15 protein-coding genes and 1 pseudogene are annotated in these 13,991 nt (G+C 63.5%); 8 read left to right on the top strand and 8 right to left on the bottom strand.

Going from position 1 to position 13,991, the window contains the following annotated elements; genetic code table 11:
• Positions 1-31: 31 nt before the first annotated feature.
• A pseudogene (locus tag NKG60_RS20595) lies at positions 32-1,097 on the top strand (serine hydrolase domain-containing protein).
• A 25-nt stretch (positions 1,098-1,122) separates the two neighbouring features.
• Here the strand turns inward: NKG60_RS20595 and NKG60_RS20590 are convergent.
• The 5 genes from NKG60_RS20590 to betI form a co-directional block, all read right to left on the bottom strand.
• Positions 1,123-1,545 (bottom strand): DoxX family protein, encoded by a 423-nt coding sequence (locus NKG60_RS20590; RefSeq protein ID WP_352867405.1) that lies wholly within the window; start codon positions 1,543-1,545, stop codon positions 1,123-1,125.
• Positions 1,546-1,663: 118 nt separating this feature from the next.
• Entirely contained in the window at positions 1,664-2,098 is a 435-nt protein-coding gene (locus NKG60_RS20585) for a DoxX family protein (RefSeq protein ID WP_352663318.1), read from the bottom strand.
• A gap of 128 nt (positions 2,099-2,226) precedes the next feature.
• Entirely contained in the window at positions 2,227-3,624 is a 1,398-nt protein-coding gene (fumC, locus tag NKG60_RS20580) for a class II fumarate hydratase (RefSeq protein WP_352867408.1), read from the bottom strand.
• A gap of 146 nt (positions 3,625-3,770) precedes the next feature.
• The gene (locus NKG60_RS20575; RefSeq protein WP_352867411.1) at positions 3,771-4,529 is read right to left on the bottom strand and encodes an SDR family NAD(P)-dependent oxidoreductase; all 759 of its coding nucleotides are present in this window, start codon (positions 4,527-4,529) and stop codon (positions 3,771-3,773) included.
• Positions 4,530-4,641: 112 nt separating this feature from the next.
• The gene (gene betI, locus NKG60_RS20570) at positions 4,642-5,244 is read right to left on the bottom strand and encodes a choline-binding transcriptional repressor BetI (protein ID WP_352867413.1); all 603 of its coding nucleotides are present in this window, start codon (positions 5,242-5,244) and stop codon (positions 4,642-4,644) included.
• Positions 5,245-5,367: 123 nt separating this feature from the next.
• On the opposite strand from betI, the gene choX reads away from it, so the two are divergent.
• The 3 genes from choX to NKG60_RS20555 are packed head-to-tail and all read left to right on the top strand — an operon-like array spanning position 5,368 to position 8,596.
• On the top strand, positions 5,368-6,303 hold the full coding sequence (gene choX, locus NKG60_RS20565) for a choline ABC transporter substrate-binding protein (RefSeq protein WP_352867416.1): 936 nt from the start codon (positions 5,368-5,370) through the stop codon (positions 6,301-6,303).
• On the top strand, positions 6,300-7,139 hold the full coding sequence (locus NKG60_RS20560) for an alpha/beta fold hydrolase (RefSeq protein WP_352975415.1): 840 nt from the start codon (positions 6,300-6,302) through the stop codon (positions 7,137-7,139). The genes choX and NKG60_RS20560 overlap by 4 nt, the downstream gene beginning before the upstream one ends.
• Before the next feature lie 8 nt (positions 7,140-7,147).
• On the top strand, positions 7,148-8,596 hold the full coding sequence (locus NKG60_RS20555) for an amidase (protein ID WP_352867422.1): 1,449 nt from the start codon (positions 7,148-7,150) through the stop codon (positions 8,594-8,596).
• Between the two features lie 45 nt (positions 8,597-8,641).
• Here the strand turns inward: NKG60_RS20555 and NKG60_RS20550 are convergent, their stop codons facing one another.
• On the bottom strand, positions 8,642-9,436 hold the full coding sequence (locus NKG60_RS20550; RefSeq protein ID WP_352867424.1) for an NIPSNAP family protein: 795 nt from the start codon (positions 9,434-9,436) through the stop codon (positions 8,642-8,644).
• 150 nt (positions 9,437-9,586) lie between these two features.
• On the opposite strand from NKG60_RS20550, the gene NKG60_RS20545 reads away from it, so the two are divergent.
• Entirely contained in the window at positions 9,587-10,198 is a 612-nt protein-coding gene (locus NKG60_RS20545) for an LmrA/YxaF family transcription factor (RefSeq protein WP_352867426.1), read from the top strand.
• Positions 10,199-10,247: 49 nt separating this feature from the next.
• On the opposite strand, the gene NKG60_RS20540 is transcribed toward NKG60_RS20545, so the two are convergent.
• Complete coding sequence (locus tag NKG60_RS20540) at positions 10,248-10,841, bottom strand: hypothetical protein (protein WP_352867428.1); 594 nt, start codon at positions 10,839-10,841, stop codon at positions 10,248-10,250.
• 119 nt (positions 10,842-10,960) lie between these two features.
• Between NKG60_RS20540 and NKG60_RS20535 the strand changes: the two genes are divergently transcribed.
• Positions 10,961-12,091 (top strand): metallophosphoesterase, encoded by a 1,131-nt coding sequence (locus tag NKG60_RS20535; protein ID WP_352867430.1) that lies wholly within the window; start codon positions 10,961-10,963, stop codon positions 12,089-12,091.
• A gap of 64 nt (positions 12,092-12,155) precedes the next feature.
• Here the strand turns inward: NKG60_RS20535 and NKG60_RS20530 are convergent, their stop codons facing one another.
• Positions 12,156-12,335: a CsbD family protein gene (locus tag NKG60_RS20530; protein ID WP_352867433.1), complete on the bottom strand. Its 180-nt coding sequence runs from the start codon at positions 12,333-12,335 to the stop codon at positions 12,156-12,158.
• Positions 12,336-12,482: 147 nt separating this feature from the next.
• Between NKG60_RS20530 and NKG60_RS20525 the strand changes: the two genes are divergently transcribed.
• A complete protein-coding gene (locus NKG60_RS20525) occupies positions 12,483-13,151 on the top strand; it encodes a glutathione S-transferase family protein (RefSeq protein ID WP_352867435.1) in 669 nt (222 codons plus the stop codon).
• Between the two features lie 83 nt (positions 13,152-13,234).
• Positions 13,235-13,990 carry an SDR family NAD(P)-dependent oxidoreductase gene (locus NKG60_RS20520; RefSeq protein WP_352867437.1) on the top strand — a complete coding sequence of 252 codons (756 nt, stop codon included), beginning with the start codon at positions 13,235-13,237 and terminating at the stop codon, positions 13,988-13,990.
• The last annotated feature ends 1 nt before the right edge of the window (position 13,991 follow it).

Here is a 13,991-nt window from a genome sequence, read left to right as displayed (position 1 = left end):
GGCGGTGGGGTAACGCGGAGCGAAGAATTCCATGACCATCCCAGAGTTATCGTCATCTCCGTCCGTAGCTGCGGCCGAAGCGCTCGGCTTCGATCCAGCGATCCACCGTAAGCTGCTTGCCGGGCTTGAGTCCGGCCTGTTGCGCGACTTGCACATCGTTCTCGCTGCCCGCTCCGAGAAGGTCTTCCTGGAGCACTATGCCGAGGGCAGGGACGAAGAATGGGGGCGCCCGATCGGGCAGATCGCCTTTGACGCCGGTACGCTGCATGATCTGCGCTCGGTGACGAAGAGCATCGTCAGCCTGCTTTACGGCATTGCGCTCGACAAGGGACTGGTGCCGCCACCCGATGCGCCGCTCTTCGCCCTGTTTCCCGAGTACGCTGATCTCGCCGCCGATCCCGCGCGCGCGAAGATCACGATCGGCCATGCGCTGACGATGACGCTCGGTATGGAGTGGGACGAAAACCGTCCCTATAGCGATCCGCAGAACAGCGAGATCGCGATGGAGAACGCGCCCGATCGTTATCGCTTCATCCTTGAGCGGCCGATCATCGCCGACCCCGGGAGCCGCTGGATCTATTCCGGCGGCAGCGTCGCTGGTTGGCGCGATCATTGAAAGAGGCTGCGGTAAATCCCTGCCGGATTTCGCGCGCGCGGCGCTTTTCGCGCCACTTGGCATCGAGCGCTTCCACTGGTCGGCTGGTCGTGACGGCGTCGCCTCCGCAGCCTCCGGCCTCAGGCTGGCGGCTCCAGACCTTTTGAAGATCGGTCAGCTCCTTCTTCGCAAGGGCTTGTGCAATGGGGAGAGGATCGCGTCGGAAGGCTGGATCAACGCGTCATTCACAGCCGCGACCTCGACGCCGGACGGCCTTGGTTATGGCCGGTTGCGGTTCACCGGCGACGCGCCGGCGCCGGCATTCGCCGCCCCGAAACCATGGTATGGCGGTTTCGGCAATGGCGGACAGCGGCTATGGCTGATGCCTGAAACCGACATCGCGGCGGTGATCTATGCCGGCAAGTACAATGCCTGGGATGCCTGGGTGACGCCGACCCGCGTCTGGCGCGAGATCATCCTGGCCAATTTCCTGAACGCTTGATGATCTGTGCTGACGCCAAAGTCTTTCACGTCGCTTCGGCACCGATGCCGATGCCACGCCCGTCGGCCGACCAGGCGCCCGCACCAGCCATTGCCAGCGCCAGAAAACCGCCGGATATGGCGATGTCCTTCATCAACATCTGTGAATGCATGAAGGTCAGCGTCGGATCGTCGCCGCCCTGGCCATAATGACCGATGAAGCCCGCCGCGATGCAGAACGCGGCGAGCAACAACGCCACGATCGGCGTCTTGAAGCCGACGAGGATGAGCAGCCCGGCGATCAGCTCGAACAGGCCTGTCGCCCAAGCCACCAGCGTCGGCAGCGGCAGGCCGAGGCCGGCGAAATAGCCCGATGTACCGGCGATGTCGGCAAGCGCATGGAAGCCGGACGGCACGAACAGCGCGGCGAGCAGCAGCCGGGAAAGCAAGAGCAGCGTATTGCGAGGCATGGTCTCCTCCGATATCGGCGGTCGATCCTAGCAGAGTTCCAGCCGGCAGATATAAACCGACAACGAAAAAGGGGCGCGGAAAATTCCGCGCCCCTTTGTTCAGGAATGCTGGGCTGCTTCAGCCGCGCTTGGCATCGATCGAATACGAGCCTGGACCCGAGGAGGCGAGTACGAGGAAGCCGCCGGCAATGCCGAGGTTCTTCATGAAATTGATCATCTGCATCTGATCGGCCCAGCCGGTGTGGGCGACCAGTGCGGTGGCGACTGTGAAGATCGCCATCACCCAGCCGACGATCCGGGTCTGGAAGCCGACGAGGATGGCGAGGCCGCCAAGCAGTTCGATCAGGCCGACGACAATGGCGGTCACCATCGGCAGCGGCAGGCCGAGGCTGCCGAAATAGCCGGCCGTGCCGGCAATCGCCGTCAGCTTGCCGAAACCGGAAAGCAGGAAGATGACAGCAAGCAGGATGCGGCCGAGCAGGATCGTGCCCGAGGCGCCGGAGGCGGTGCCGGAACCGGCAAACGAAGTGTTGGTGGACGTGTTGGTGGACATGCGTAACTCTCCAGAAGGGTTTGGCCAAACGACTTGGGATAGCCGTCCAGTTAGCGCATGCCGACTGTTCACCAAAGACGTCAGATTGGTTACGGATTGTTCACTCAGGTAACGTTTTCGCGATCAACTCACCCTGGGTGCGTCATGTCCTCCGGCCGCACCAGCCGCTCATAATCGGCTTCGCTGACCAGCCCGGTAGCCAGCGCTTCCTCGCGCAGCGTCGTGCCGTTCTTGTGCGCCGCCTTGGCGATCTTGGCCGCGTTGTCATAGCCGATCGTCGGCGCCAGCGCCGTCACCAGCATCAGCGAACGGTCGAGTGCCGCCTTGATGTTGTCTTCGCGGGCCTCGATGCCGACGACGCAATTGTCGGTGAACGACACCGAAGCGTCGGCCAGCAGCTGTACCGATTGCAGGAAACAATAGGCCATCAGCGGATTGTAGACGTTGAGCTCGAAATGGCCTTGGCTGCCGGCGAAGCTGATCGCCGCATTGTTGCCGAACACCTGCACGCAAACCTGCGTCATGGCCTCGCATTGGGTCGGATTGACCTTGCCCGGCATGATCGAGGAGCCCGGTTCGTTTTCCGGCAGCGACAATTCGCCCAAGCCCGAACGCGGGCCCGAGCCGAGCAGGCGGATGTCGTTGGCGATCTTGAACAGCGCCGCCGCGCAGGCATTGATGGCGCCGTGCGAGAAGACCATGGAATCATGGGCGGCCAGCGCTTCGAATTTGTTCGGCGCGGTGACGAAATCGATGCCGGTGATCGCAGCGATGCGCGCCGCCACCTTTTCGGCAAAACCGACCGGTGCGTTGAGGCCGGTGCCGACCGCGGTGCCGCCCTGTGCCAATTCCTGCAGGCCGGGCAGGGTCATCTCGATGCGCTTGATCGACGAGGCGACCTGCGCCGCGTAGCCCGAGAATTCCTGGCCGAGCGTCAGCGGCGTCGCGTCCTGGGTGTGGGTGCGGCCGATCTTGACGATGTGGGCGAAAGCCCTGGTCTTGGCCTCGAGTGCCGCATGCAAATGTCTCAGCGCCGGCAGCAGGTCGTGGATGATGCGCTCGGCGCAGGCGATGTGCATGGCCGTCGGATATGTGTCGTTCGACGACTGGCTCATATTGACGTGGTCATTGGGATGCACCGGCTTCTTCGACCCCATGACGCCGCCCAAAAGCTCGATCGCGCGGTTGGAAATCACCTCATTGGCGTTCATGTTGGACTGGGTGCCTGAGCCGGTCTGCCAGACGACCAGCGGGAAATGCTCGTTGAGCTTGCCGTCGATGACCTCCTGGGAGGCCTCGATAATGGCCTTGCCGATCGCCGGATCGAGCCGCTTCAGCTCCATATTGGCTTCAGCGGCCGCCCGCTTGACGATGCCCAGCGCCCGCACGATCGATGCCGGCTGCTTTTCCCAGCCGATCTTGAAATTGGCCAGCGAACGCTGCGCCTGCGCACCCCAATAGCGGTCGGCGGCGACCTCGATGGGACCGAACGTATCGGTTTCGGTTCTGGTCTCTGGCGCGCTCACGAAGTCTCTCCGGTTTGCAATTTGCAAACGGCGTATCGCGTTGCACAAACGCCTTCAAGCGGAGATTGCGGGCGATGGAGATGCAAATCGGTTGAAGCAGCGCCTTTTCCTCCTCCCGCAAGGGGAGAAGGAAGAGCGCGCGCTCCTCACCCCGCCGTGTATCCTCCATCCACGGCGAAGATTCCGCCGCTGGTCCATGCCGCTTCGTCGCTGGCGAGATAGACCGCGATGCCGGCAAGGTCGCTGGTTCGTCCGATGCGGCCGAGCGGATAGCTGCGCTCGACATAGGCCTTGAGCTCGGCTTGCGCGGCTTCCGGCAGGTTTTCGATCGACCGGCGCCGCATCGCCGTGTCGACCGTGCCGGGCGCGATGGCGTTGACCCTTATGCCGCGCGGCCCGAGCTCGAAGGCGAGCGACCTGGTCAGCGAATTGAGCGCGCCCTTCGACAGCGAATAGAGGCTGGATGGCCGCTTCGGGATCATCTTGTGCGCGAAATAGGACGAGATGTTGATCACCGAAGCCGCGCCCGGCGCGAGATGCGGCAACAGCCGCTGGGTGAGGAAGAATACCGCCGTGACGTTGAGTGCGAAGGACTGCTGGAACTGGTCCTCGCTGACGGTTTCGAACGGCACCAGGAACGCCACGCCGGCATTGTTGACGAGGATATCGAGAGGTGGGCCGCGCCTGGTATGCTCGACCACGGCATCGATGCCGGCGCTGGCCGACAGATCGGCCGACAGCGTTTCGACGCCGTCCCCGAGCTGCTTGCGGGCGGCGTCGAGTTTTTTACCGTCGCGGCCGACGATCAGCACGTCCGCCCCTTCGCGCAAGAAAGCTTCGGCGATTGCCAGCCCGATCCCGTCCGAGCCGCCGGTGACCAGTGCCCGTTTGCCGCCCAGTCTCATCCAACACTCCCACGCATTGCCGTCTTGTCTGATAAGGAGAACAGCGCCATTGCCAATTGTGGTCAAGCCGCCGGCCTATCCTACAATATGAACTTTCGGCTGATGCGCCTGTCTATTCGGCAGCGGCTGCACCGCGCCGAACAGCCAGCCGCGTAGCGACGAAATCCTTGACCTGATGAATGGCCTGTTCACGCGTGACGCCGCCGGGCTGCAGGCCAAGCCGCAACCACAGCCCGTCGATCAGGGCGGTGACGCCGAAAGCGATCTCATCAGCATCGCGCGCTGGCGCCAGACCGCGCAGGCCGGACAGCAGGTTAGAGCGCATGCGCGCATGGATCACCTTCTGGATGCGGGCAAGCTTTTCGTCGCGCGGCACCTCCGCGCAAAGTGAAAGCCAGGCATGGCAGAGGGACGGCTGGAAAAGATGCGGCTCGAAATTGCCTTCGATGATGGCATCTATTCGTTGCATTGGCGTGCGCGCCTGTCTCAGCCGCTCGACCACCGCATGCCGCAGCACCAGGTTCGATTCTCGCATGGCGTGCTCGAACAGTTCCTGCTTGCTGTTGAAATAATGCAGCACGATGCCCTTCGACGCGCCGGCCTGCGCCGCCACCTTTTCTATGGTCGCGCCAGCTATGCCTTCGCGCTGAAGCACGGCAAAGGCGGCCTGCCGCAGCTCTTTGCGGCGTATGTCGCTGAGACGCTTGAGTTTCACGAGCCTGGATCCATGCATCGAGAACCGACGTTGACATTTTCGTCCGCTGAGATCAAGAATTGACCGGTGGGACAATTTAAAAACCGAATGGTCAACATCGTTGGTGAAATGAGGAGAACCGAAATGCTTCGTAGCCTTGGAATGGGCGCCTCGCTCTGCGTCCTGCTGGCTAGCCAGCCGGCCTTTGCGGCTGAACCCGAGCAATGCAAGGTCGTGCGCATGGCCGAGCCTGGATGGAACGACCTTGCCTTCACCACCGGCGTCACCAGCGTCTTGCTCGATGCGCTCGGCTACAAGCCGGCAAGCTCGCTTCTGGGCATCAACGTCATCTATGAATCCTTGAAGAACAATGATTTGGACGTATTCCTTGGCTATTGGGATCCGGCGATGATCACCTACTACGAGCCCTATAAGAAGGACGGCTCGGTAGACGATGTGCGCGTCAATCTCGTCGGCGCCAAATACACCTTTGCCGTGCCGACTTACGTCTGGGAGGCCGGCGTCAAGGATTTTGCCGACCTGCAAAAGTTCGCGGACAAGTTCGGCAGGAAGATGTACGGCATCGAGCCGGGCTCCAACCAGTTGATGATGGACGCCATCGCCGACAAGTCGCTGGGCCTCGATGGCTGGCAGGTCGTCGAATCGAGTGAAGCCGGTATGCTTTCCGAGGTCGGCTACGAGATCAAGGAAAAGCGCTTCATCGTCTTCCAGGGCTGGGCGCCGCATCCAATGAATACGATGTACGACTTCAAATATCTGAGCGGCGGCGACAAGTTCTACGGCCCGAACTTCGGCGCCGCGACGGTGACGACGCAGGTGCGCAAGGGCTATCTGCAGCAATGCCCGAATGTCGGGCAGTTGCTGAAGAACCTCGCCTTCGATATCGATTTCGAAAATCTCGGCATGGGCTATCTCATCAATGACGGCATGAAGCCGGAGGAAGCCGGCCTGAAGGCGGTCAAGGAGAATCCGGATAGGCTCGGCGCCTGGCTTGCCGATGTCACCACATTCGATGGCAAGCCCGCGCTCGACGCAGTCAAGCAGCAGCTCGGCCTGTGATATCGGCCGATCAGGCGGGCTGGAACCGCCGCAAGCGGAAGGTCGGTGCTGAAACGGCCTGCGTCGAAATCGCTGGGCAGGAGCCCGCGCTGGTGCTGGTGCACGGCTTCTCCGATACGAGCCGCAGCTTCTCATTGCTGGCGCCGCATCTCGCCGGGCGCCGGCTTGTCATTCCAGACCTGCGCGGGCATGGCGCCTCGCCGGCCGGCACGCGCGGCTTCGCCCCAGCGGATTTCGCGGAAGACGTGGCGGGTTTGATCGAGCGATTGCGGCTCGAGCGGCCGGTTCTGGTCGGGCATTCCCTGGGCAGCATGGTGGCGATCGAGGCAGCCGCGCACTACCCCGAGATGATCGGCGGCCTTGTGCTGATGGCCGGAACGCTACGGCCGCAGATCGGCGAGGACCACCCGATGACCATTGGTGTGCGGGCGCTTCGAGATCCAATATCGCCGGCCGATCCGTTCTATGACTATTGGCATGCCTGCGAGGCCGAGGTTCCAGCGGACTTCCTGACCATGGCTGCAGAGGAGGCGTCAGCCATGCCGGCGGCACTTTGGCGCGCAATCCTGGAGCAGGTTCGGCGCGTCGATCTGACCGACAAGGCGCGCATGCTGCGCCTGCCGGCGCTTGTCATTGCCGGCGGGCGCGACCTGCTCTTCGACGAAACGCACCAACAGCGGCTCCTCGAAGAAATCCCTGGCGCCGCGTTCGTAGGCGCGGTGCGCTGCGGACACAACCCGCACTGGGAGGATCCGGCATTGGTTGCGGCAGCCATTGCCCGATATTTCAAGGTCTGGAGTGAAGCCGACCTCGAAGCGACCGGCAATCCGGGGTGAGAGCAGTCATGAACCTTTCCGAATACGTGGCGCTGGATGCCGTCGCCCTGGCCGGGCATGTTCGCTCGGGCGAATTGTCCGCCGTCGAGGTCGTCGAGGCGGCTATCGAAGCGATCGAAAGCATCAATCCCGCCATCAATGCCGTGACGCTGATCGATGCGGACCGTGCGCTTTCCGTAACGGCAAGCTGCAACCGGCAGGCCGCACTCGCCGGCATTCCCTTCCTGGTCAAGGACACCGGCGTCAATGTACGGGAGTGGCCGACGACGCACTCCTCGCTCTACTTCAAGGATGCCGCGCCGAAGCCCGACAGCGAGATCGTCCGGCGCTGGCGGGCCGCCGGTCTGATCCTGCTGGGCAAGACAAACACGCCTGAATTTGCCAACGACTTCGTGACCGAACCCAGCTTTCGCGGCCCCACCTTGAACCCCTGGGATCCGTCGCTGACGGCGGGCGGCTCAAGCGGCGGAGCTGCTGCCGCGGTGGCAAGCGGCATGGTGTCGGTCGCCCACGGTTCCGACATTGGCGGCTCTATCCGGGTGCCGGCTGCCTGTTGCGGTGTGTTCGGCATGAAGCCGTCGCGCGGGCTCACGCCTGTCGGCCCGTGTCGAGGTCAGGTCGGTGCCGGGCTCTACGCCGAGAACGTCCTGTCCCGCACCGTTCGGGACAGCGCCGCCATGCTGGACATGACTGCCGGTCCAGAACAAGGAGCGCCTTACTCCGTGTCCAAATCGGTGCCGTCCTACCTGGATTGGCTGTCTTCCCCCGGCGAGCGTCTGCGCGTCGCGTGCCTGGCGCACCGGCCGGATGGCACGCCCGTCGCGTCCGAGATCGGGGCAAAATTCCAGGAGGCCATGATCCTCCTCGAGGACATGGGGCACGAGGTCATAGAGGCGCGTTTCCCGCGGGAAGCCAGCGCCGAAGCGGACTGGAGCATCTTCTGGATGTCGGAGGTCGCGCGGCTGGTTGACGAGCGCGCCGACGAGATCGGGCGGATGCCGGGGGCCGGCGAAATCGAAAGCCTGACTCGTCACGCGCTCGACTGTTTTCGGCGGTCTTCTGCCGCCGACTATCTGAGAGCGCAGGACCATGTGCACAGCGCTTCGCTGGCGATGGCGAGAGCCTTCGATGCGTTCGACCTGATCATGACGCCGACGACGGCCGACCTGCCGCCCCGGCTTGGCGCCATCCATGGCGATGGTGCTGTCTTCGATTACGAGGCTTGGGCGAGCCGGGCCTACGGCTTTGCGCCTTTCACCGAAATCTTCAACGTCACCGGGCAACCGGCCGCCAGCCTGCCGCTGTTCCAGTCGAAAGGCGGCCTGCCGATCGGCATCCAGCTCATCGGCCGCAAGAACGAGGATCACCGGCTGCTGCGCGTTTGCCTTGACCTGGAGCAGGCAACCGCATGGACCACGCGTTACCAGGTGATCCATGCCAGATATTTTCAGGCGTGAACCAGACAGGGCTTCGGCGCACATAGGTGGCTTCGACGGCGTTGGTCACGCCGGCGTTGGCTGTCCGAGCAGCGATCGCGCCGTCGGCGCCAGGCGCAGAACCTCCACGGGCCTGGCAAATTCCCGCTGCGCGGTCTGCTCGAATGCCTGCCACTCCGGGGAGGCAGTCAAGGCTGCCTCATGGCGGGCATGGGCTTCGGCGCTGGCGAAACCTGTGATGCTGATGAAGACGTTTTCGCCGGCCCGCACCGGCAACCGCGGAAAGCTGTTTTCGGCATGTTCGGTGACGAAGGCGGCAAGCGGCCGTGCGCCAAGTGCGGCGAGCACAGGAAGAGCCCCGGTCTGGAAATCCTTGGCAAAACGGGCTTCCAGGCCCGGTTGCAAATGATGAATCCTGATGACAACAATTGCCTGCAAATCGCTGCCTGCGCTCGGTTTTTCGAGGTCCGCCTGGGGTAATCGTTGCGATCCAGAGAGGTCCAGGCCGGCGCCTGGCCAGGCCGGCTTCAGCAGCAGCACGTCGTCGGATGAGATCATCGTGGCGTTCGCGGCGTCGCGCCAGGCAGCCCAGACCGGCCCGTCATAGAAGGCGGTCAGAGCGTTTTTTCGCGCTTCCATGCCGTCGAAGCCGCGCAGCCAGACGAACATGTCCGGCCGGTCGAGATCGCGGAACTGGCCGATGATCGTCATTCCCGCGGTTTCCTGGCCCTCGATCAGCTGATTGTCGAAGATGCCGATCAGCGTCTCGCGCCGGCCGGGTTTCAGCGTGTATTGCCTGAGTTCAACAACGGGCGAGGCGAGCAGATCGGATTTAGGCGCGGCGTTCAAAGGCAGGTTCATCGCTCGATCTCCAAAACAGGACAGTCATCCTGTTTTACAAAACAGACCGGTTGTCCTGTTTTGTCAATCTGCTATCGTGTGAAGATGTCAGCAGAGATAACAGCCCGCCCAAAGTCGCGGGCTCAAAAACGCACCAACGACCCCGAAGGCATGCGCAAAAAGGTGCTCGATGTCGCCGAGGAGGCGTTTCAGGCACGCGGGTATCAGGCCTCCAGCATGGGCGACCTGATGGCGACGGCGGGCGTCACCGGCGGCGCGCTGCACCATCATTTCGCGACCAAGAAGGCGCTGGCGCTTGCAGTGATCGAGGAGCGGGTCGCCGCCGCGGTGGAAGAGACGTGGATCGAGCCGGTGCGGATGGCCCCCTCAGCGCGCGAGGGCGTGCGCTCCGTGTTCGCGGCCGTCGCGGCGGAGCTGGAGCAGCAGGGTTTCGTGCGCGGCTGCCCGCTCAACAACCTGGCGCATGAACTGTCGCTTGCCGATCCGGATTTCCGTATTGCCCTTGCCGGCATCTTTTCGGGCTGGCGTCAGGCGATCGCCGACAAGATCAGCGCCGACCAGCAGGCGGGCCGGGAGCTGGGCACCGATCCGCAGCGCTTCGCAGCGCTCGCCGTCGCCAGCTATTCGGGCGCCATGTCTATGGCCAAAACCGCACAGGACGCAAGCGTGCTGCGCGACTGCCTGATGGCGTTGGAGCAGGGAGTTATGTCGTCCAAAACAGGAACGAGGCGACGTAACAGGATACTGCACAGAGCCCTTTGACGCCGGCAGGACGGTCGCTCACTATGACCGAGGCGGGGAGGCCGAGCTCTTAATTGGGCAGCGGCTTGATCAGCTGGTAGCCGACCACGCTTTCGGCGCTGGTGCCCTCGTCATAGCGCCTGGCCAGAACTGCCTGCAGGTCGGGTGCGTAAAGCGCGGTAAACTCGTCCCGCATCTCGCCGGCCTCGCTCCTGATGGTTTGCTTGACCGCGAGCACGGAGTATTTGCAATCACCCAGGCTGAACGTCTCCTTGCCCTTGACGTTGATCTCCAGCGTCTCGGTGCCCTTCGGCGACTTATTCGGCGCGAGGCGAGCAAACACGATCTTGCTCTTAGCCCCCGCCTTCAGCGGGAACACCTTCCTGAGATCGGAAAACGGGATCATCGCCAGCTGCCCCGTGCTGCTGTCGCGAAACACTTCGATCAGCCCGCCGAACAGGTACTGCGACTGCGGCGATTGCGACTGGTATTTGTTGGCCACGGCAACCATTCCGCCCGCCGCCGGACGAAATTCGCTGTGGATGCCAGGCCTTTCGAGAATGAAGCCGGCCTTGGCCGATTTGGCGTCGATGCACGCGGAGCCATGCGCTGCGCTCGTCGCCGCCAGAATGGCCATTGTCATGCCGATGGATGCAGTTTTCATGGCGTCCTCCTCTGCTCGCGCAAGTTGAATGCCGAAAGCAATGCCAGACCTGGGAGAACGTGTCGACATACTTTGCGAGCAACTGGACTGCCGGTCCGCGTCGTGCTGAATTTTAGCGCATGATGCATCGCATTCCCGCACGACCGGTTTCCCGGCGCAGCTTCCTGATGAAGGCAGCGGCCGTTGCCGCTGCCGGCGCCGTTTCGCGCCCGGCCTTCGGCCAGACCGGGCAGCGCATTCCGTCGATCGACGCCACCTTCCTGTTTATCGCTGATGTCCATGCCTGCCGCACGGCGAACGGATTGAGCCCGCACTGCGAGCAGGAGGGCAAGACCGACGCCGCCTTGCTGCGCAATGTCGCCGCCCTCAACAGCGTCGGCGACAGGCAATGGCCGGCTGAAATCGATGGCGTCGCCACCGGCCTGCGCTCGACGGGCAACATCGGCGCGCCGCTCGGCCTCGTCGTTGGCGGCGACATCACCGATGATGGCGGCGGCCAGATCACCCAGCCCAGCGAGGGCACGCAGCTGCTCCAGTTCAGCCAGCGCTACCAGCAAGGCGTCGGCCCCGACCGCGTGCACATGCCGGTCTATGTCGGCCTCGGCAATCACGACCTCGACCAGAACGGCCCGCGCTCGCATGTCGACTGGTACCGCCGCGAAATGCGCGACTACGTCGAGGTCAATCACCGCCCCGGCGTATTCTTCAAGCCACCCGCGCCGGCGACCGACTACGATGTCGGGACCGATTGCTATTCATGGGATTGGGGCGGTCTGCATCTTGTCCAGACGCACCGTTTTGCCGGCGATACCGGCCATGGCGCCGCCAGCAGCCTGCCCTGGCTGAAGCAGGATCTGGCGACCTATGCCGGCGACGGCCGCCCGGTCATCCTGTTCCAGCATTATGGCTGGGATACTTTTTCGATCGAAAGGTGGGACGCCGCCGAGAAAACCTTCGACGACAACGGCACGGGTCCACCGCACTGGTGGAGCGAAGCCGACAGGCAGGCGCTGCTGGCTGTGCTGAAGGGTTACAACGTCGTCGGCATCTTCCATGGCCACCAGCACGCGACGCCGATGATCTACCACCGTAACGGGCTGGATTTGTTCAAGCCGAAGGCCGCCTTCATGGGCGGCTTTGCGTTGGCGCGGGTGACGGGAAACAGCATGGATGTGGTGCTGGGCGAAGCCGCCGGAGATCATGGCGAGGTCACCTTCACCAATGCATACAGCAAAAGCCTGACTTTCTGACGGGCAGGCGAGGACGCAAAAAAGGCGGCGGAGCCGCCCTTTCCTGGTTTGCGAAGGGCTGGCGTCAAAGCGCCTTCTTCACCTTGTCCTTCACGTCGCCGTAAGCCTTCTGGATCTTGCCGGTGGCCTTGTCGACGTTGCCTTCGGCCTCGGTGCGCCTGTTGCCGGTGGCCTTGCCGGCGGTCTGCTTGACCGAGCCCTTGGCTTGCTTGGCAACGCCGGCAACTTGATCCTTGTTCACCATCTCGCATCTCCTGAACCGTTCGCCTGGAGAAACGGTCGCGGATCGCTTAGGTTCCGGGTTCGGCCGGTCGAGTTGGGCCGGCTTCCGGCCGCGAAGCCGACAGGATAGGGTGCGCGAGAAGCCCGGGCAGACAGGGCCGGAGGGACAATGGCTGAATTCACGCTCTTCATCGGCAACAAATGCTTCTCGTCCTGGTCGCTGAGGCCATGGCTGGCGATGAAGCATCTGGAGATCCCGTTCGAGGAAGGTCTTGTCCGCCTGCGCACGCCCGAGACCGCGGCCAATCTGGCCAGGATATCGCCGACCGGCCAGGTGCCGGTGCTGAACCATCGGCTGCCGGCTGGCGAGGTCCGGATCGTCTGGGAAACCCTTGCCATTCTTGAATATCTCGCCGAGCTGTTTCCGGAGAAAAAGCTCTGGCCGGCCGACATCGGCGCTCGCGCGCTGGCACGCTCGGCCGCAACAGAGATGCATTCGGGCTTTCGCGAGGTCCGCTATGGCTGGCCGATGAATTTGCGCCGGCCGAAAGGCCACAAGCCGCTCGACGCCGAAGGTGAGGCGCAACGGGCGCGCATTGAGGAGCTATGGCGCGAATGCCGCGAAAAATACGGCAAAGGCGGCCCGTTTCTGTTTGGCAGTTTCACCGCGGCCGATGCCATGTACGCGCCGGTCGTCACCCGCTTCGACACCTATGGCGGCACGCTGGCAACCGATACCCGCGCCTATGTCGACGCCGTGCTTTCAATGCCGGCGATGCGCCACTGGTATGCCGAGGCGGCGAAAGAGCCTTGGCCGGAGCCCGGCCCAGACGAATAGAGCCGAGCAACCGGCAAGCTCGTCTTCCACTTCGCGGCCCGCGGCCTATCTGAAGATCGGGCAGGGGTTTTGGAGACTTCACAATGACATCTGTTCCTTCCGCACTGGCCGGCAAGGTCGCACTCGTCACCGGCGCCTCCTCGGGCATCGGCGAGGCAACGGCTGTGGCGCTCGCGGCCGCCGGGGCCAAGGTTGCCATTGCCGCACGCCGCGCCGATCGGCTCGAAGCGCTGGCCGCACGTATCGAAAAAGCCGGCGGCACGGCGCTCCGCATCGAGGCCGACGTCACCAGCAACGACGATGTCACCGCCATGGTCGACAAGGTCGTCGCCGAATGGAGCCGTCTCGACATCCTCGTCAACAATGCCGGAGTGATGCTTCTGTCGCCCGCCGCCGAGGCGGTGCTCGACGACTGGCGCCGCATGATCGAGCTCAACCTGCTGGCGCTGATGGGCGTCACCAAGGCGGCGCTGCCGCATCTGAGGGCCGCCAAGGGGCACATCGTCAATGTCTCGTCGGTCGCTGGCCGTGTCGCCAATCCGGGCGCCAGCGGCTACGCAGCAACCAAGTTCGGTGTCGTCGGCTTTTCCGAATCGCTGCGCCGCGAAGTCTACGCCGACAAGGTTCGCGTCACCGTCATCGAGCCTGGCCTGGTGCGTACCGAACTCGGCGACCACATCACCAATCCGGCGGCGAAGGCCGGGCTCGACCAACGGCTCGCCGCCATGGAAGCGCTGACCGCCGAGGACATAGCCGCGGCCATTCTCTACGCCGTGAGCCAGCCGGCACACGTCAACGTCAACGAGATCGTCATCCGCCCGACCGACCAGGAACGGTGAA

The organism is Mesorhizobium sp. M1428 (assembly GCF_040317515.1).
Lineage (GTDB): Bacteria > Pseudomonadota > Alphaproteobacteria > Rhizobiales > Rhizobiaceae > Mesorhizobium.
This window is presented reverse-complemented; position numbering and strand designations above follow the sequence as displayed.

Coding starts and splice junctions, on each gene's coding strand:
- NKG60_RS20555 (WP_352867422.1), top strand. CDS start 7,148: ATGAACCTTTCCGAATACGTGGCGCTGGATGCCGTCGCCCTGGCCGGG.
- NKG60_RS20545 (WP_352867426.1), top strand. CDS start 9,587: ATGCGCAAAAAGGTGCTCGATGTCGCCGAGGAGGCGTTTCAGGCACGC.
- NKG60_RS20540 (WP_352867428.1), bottom strand. CDS start 10,841: ATGAAAACTGCATCCATCGGCATGACAATGGCCATTCTGGCGGCGACG.
- NKG60_RS20585 (WP_352663318.1), bottom strand. CDS start 2,098: ATGTCCACCAACACGTCCACCAACACTTCGTTTGCCGGTTCCGGCACC.
- NKG60_RS20575 (WP_352867411.1), bottom strand. CDS start 4,529: ATGAGACTGGGCGGCAAACGGGCACTGGTCACCGGCGGCTCGGACGGG.
- NKG60_RS20530 (WP_352867433.1), bottom strand. CDS start 12,335: ATGGTGAACAAGGATCAAGTTGCCGGCGTTGCCAAGCAAGCCAAGGGC.
- NKG60_RS20535 (WP_352867430.1), top strand. CDS start 10,961: ATGATGCATCGCATTCCCGCACGACCGGTTTCCCGGCGCAGCTTCCTG.
- NKG60_RS20525 (WP_352867435.1), top strand. CDS start 12,483: ATGGCTGAATTCACGCTCTTCATCGGCAACAAATGCTTCTCGTCCTGG.
- NKG60_RS20550 (WP_352867424.1), bottom strand. CDS start 9,436: ATGAACCTGCCTTTGAACGCCGCGCCTAAATCCGATCTGCTCGCCTCG.
- NKG60_RS20590 (WP_352867405.1), bottom strand. CDS start 1,545: ATGCCTCGCAATACGCTGCTCTTGCTTTCCCGGCTGCTGCTCGCCGCG.
- NKG60_RS20520 (WP_352867437.1), top strand. CDS start 13,235: ATGACATCTGTTCCTTCCGCACTGGCCGGCAAGGTCGCACTCGTCACC.
- choX (WP_352867416.1), top strand. CDS start 5,368: ATGCTTCGTAGCCTTGGAATGGGCGCCTCGCTCTGCGTCCTGCTGGCT.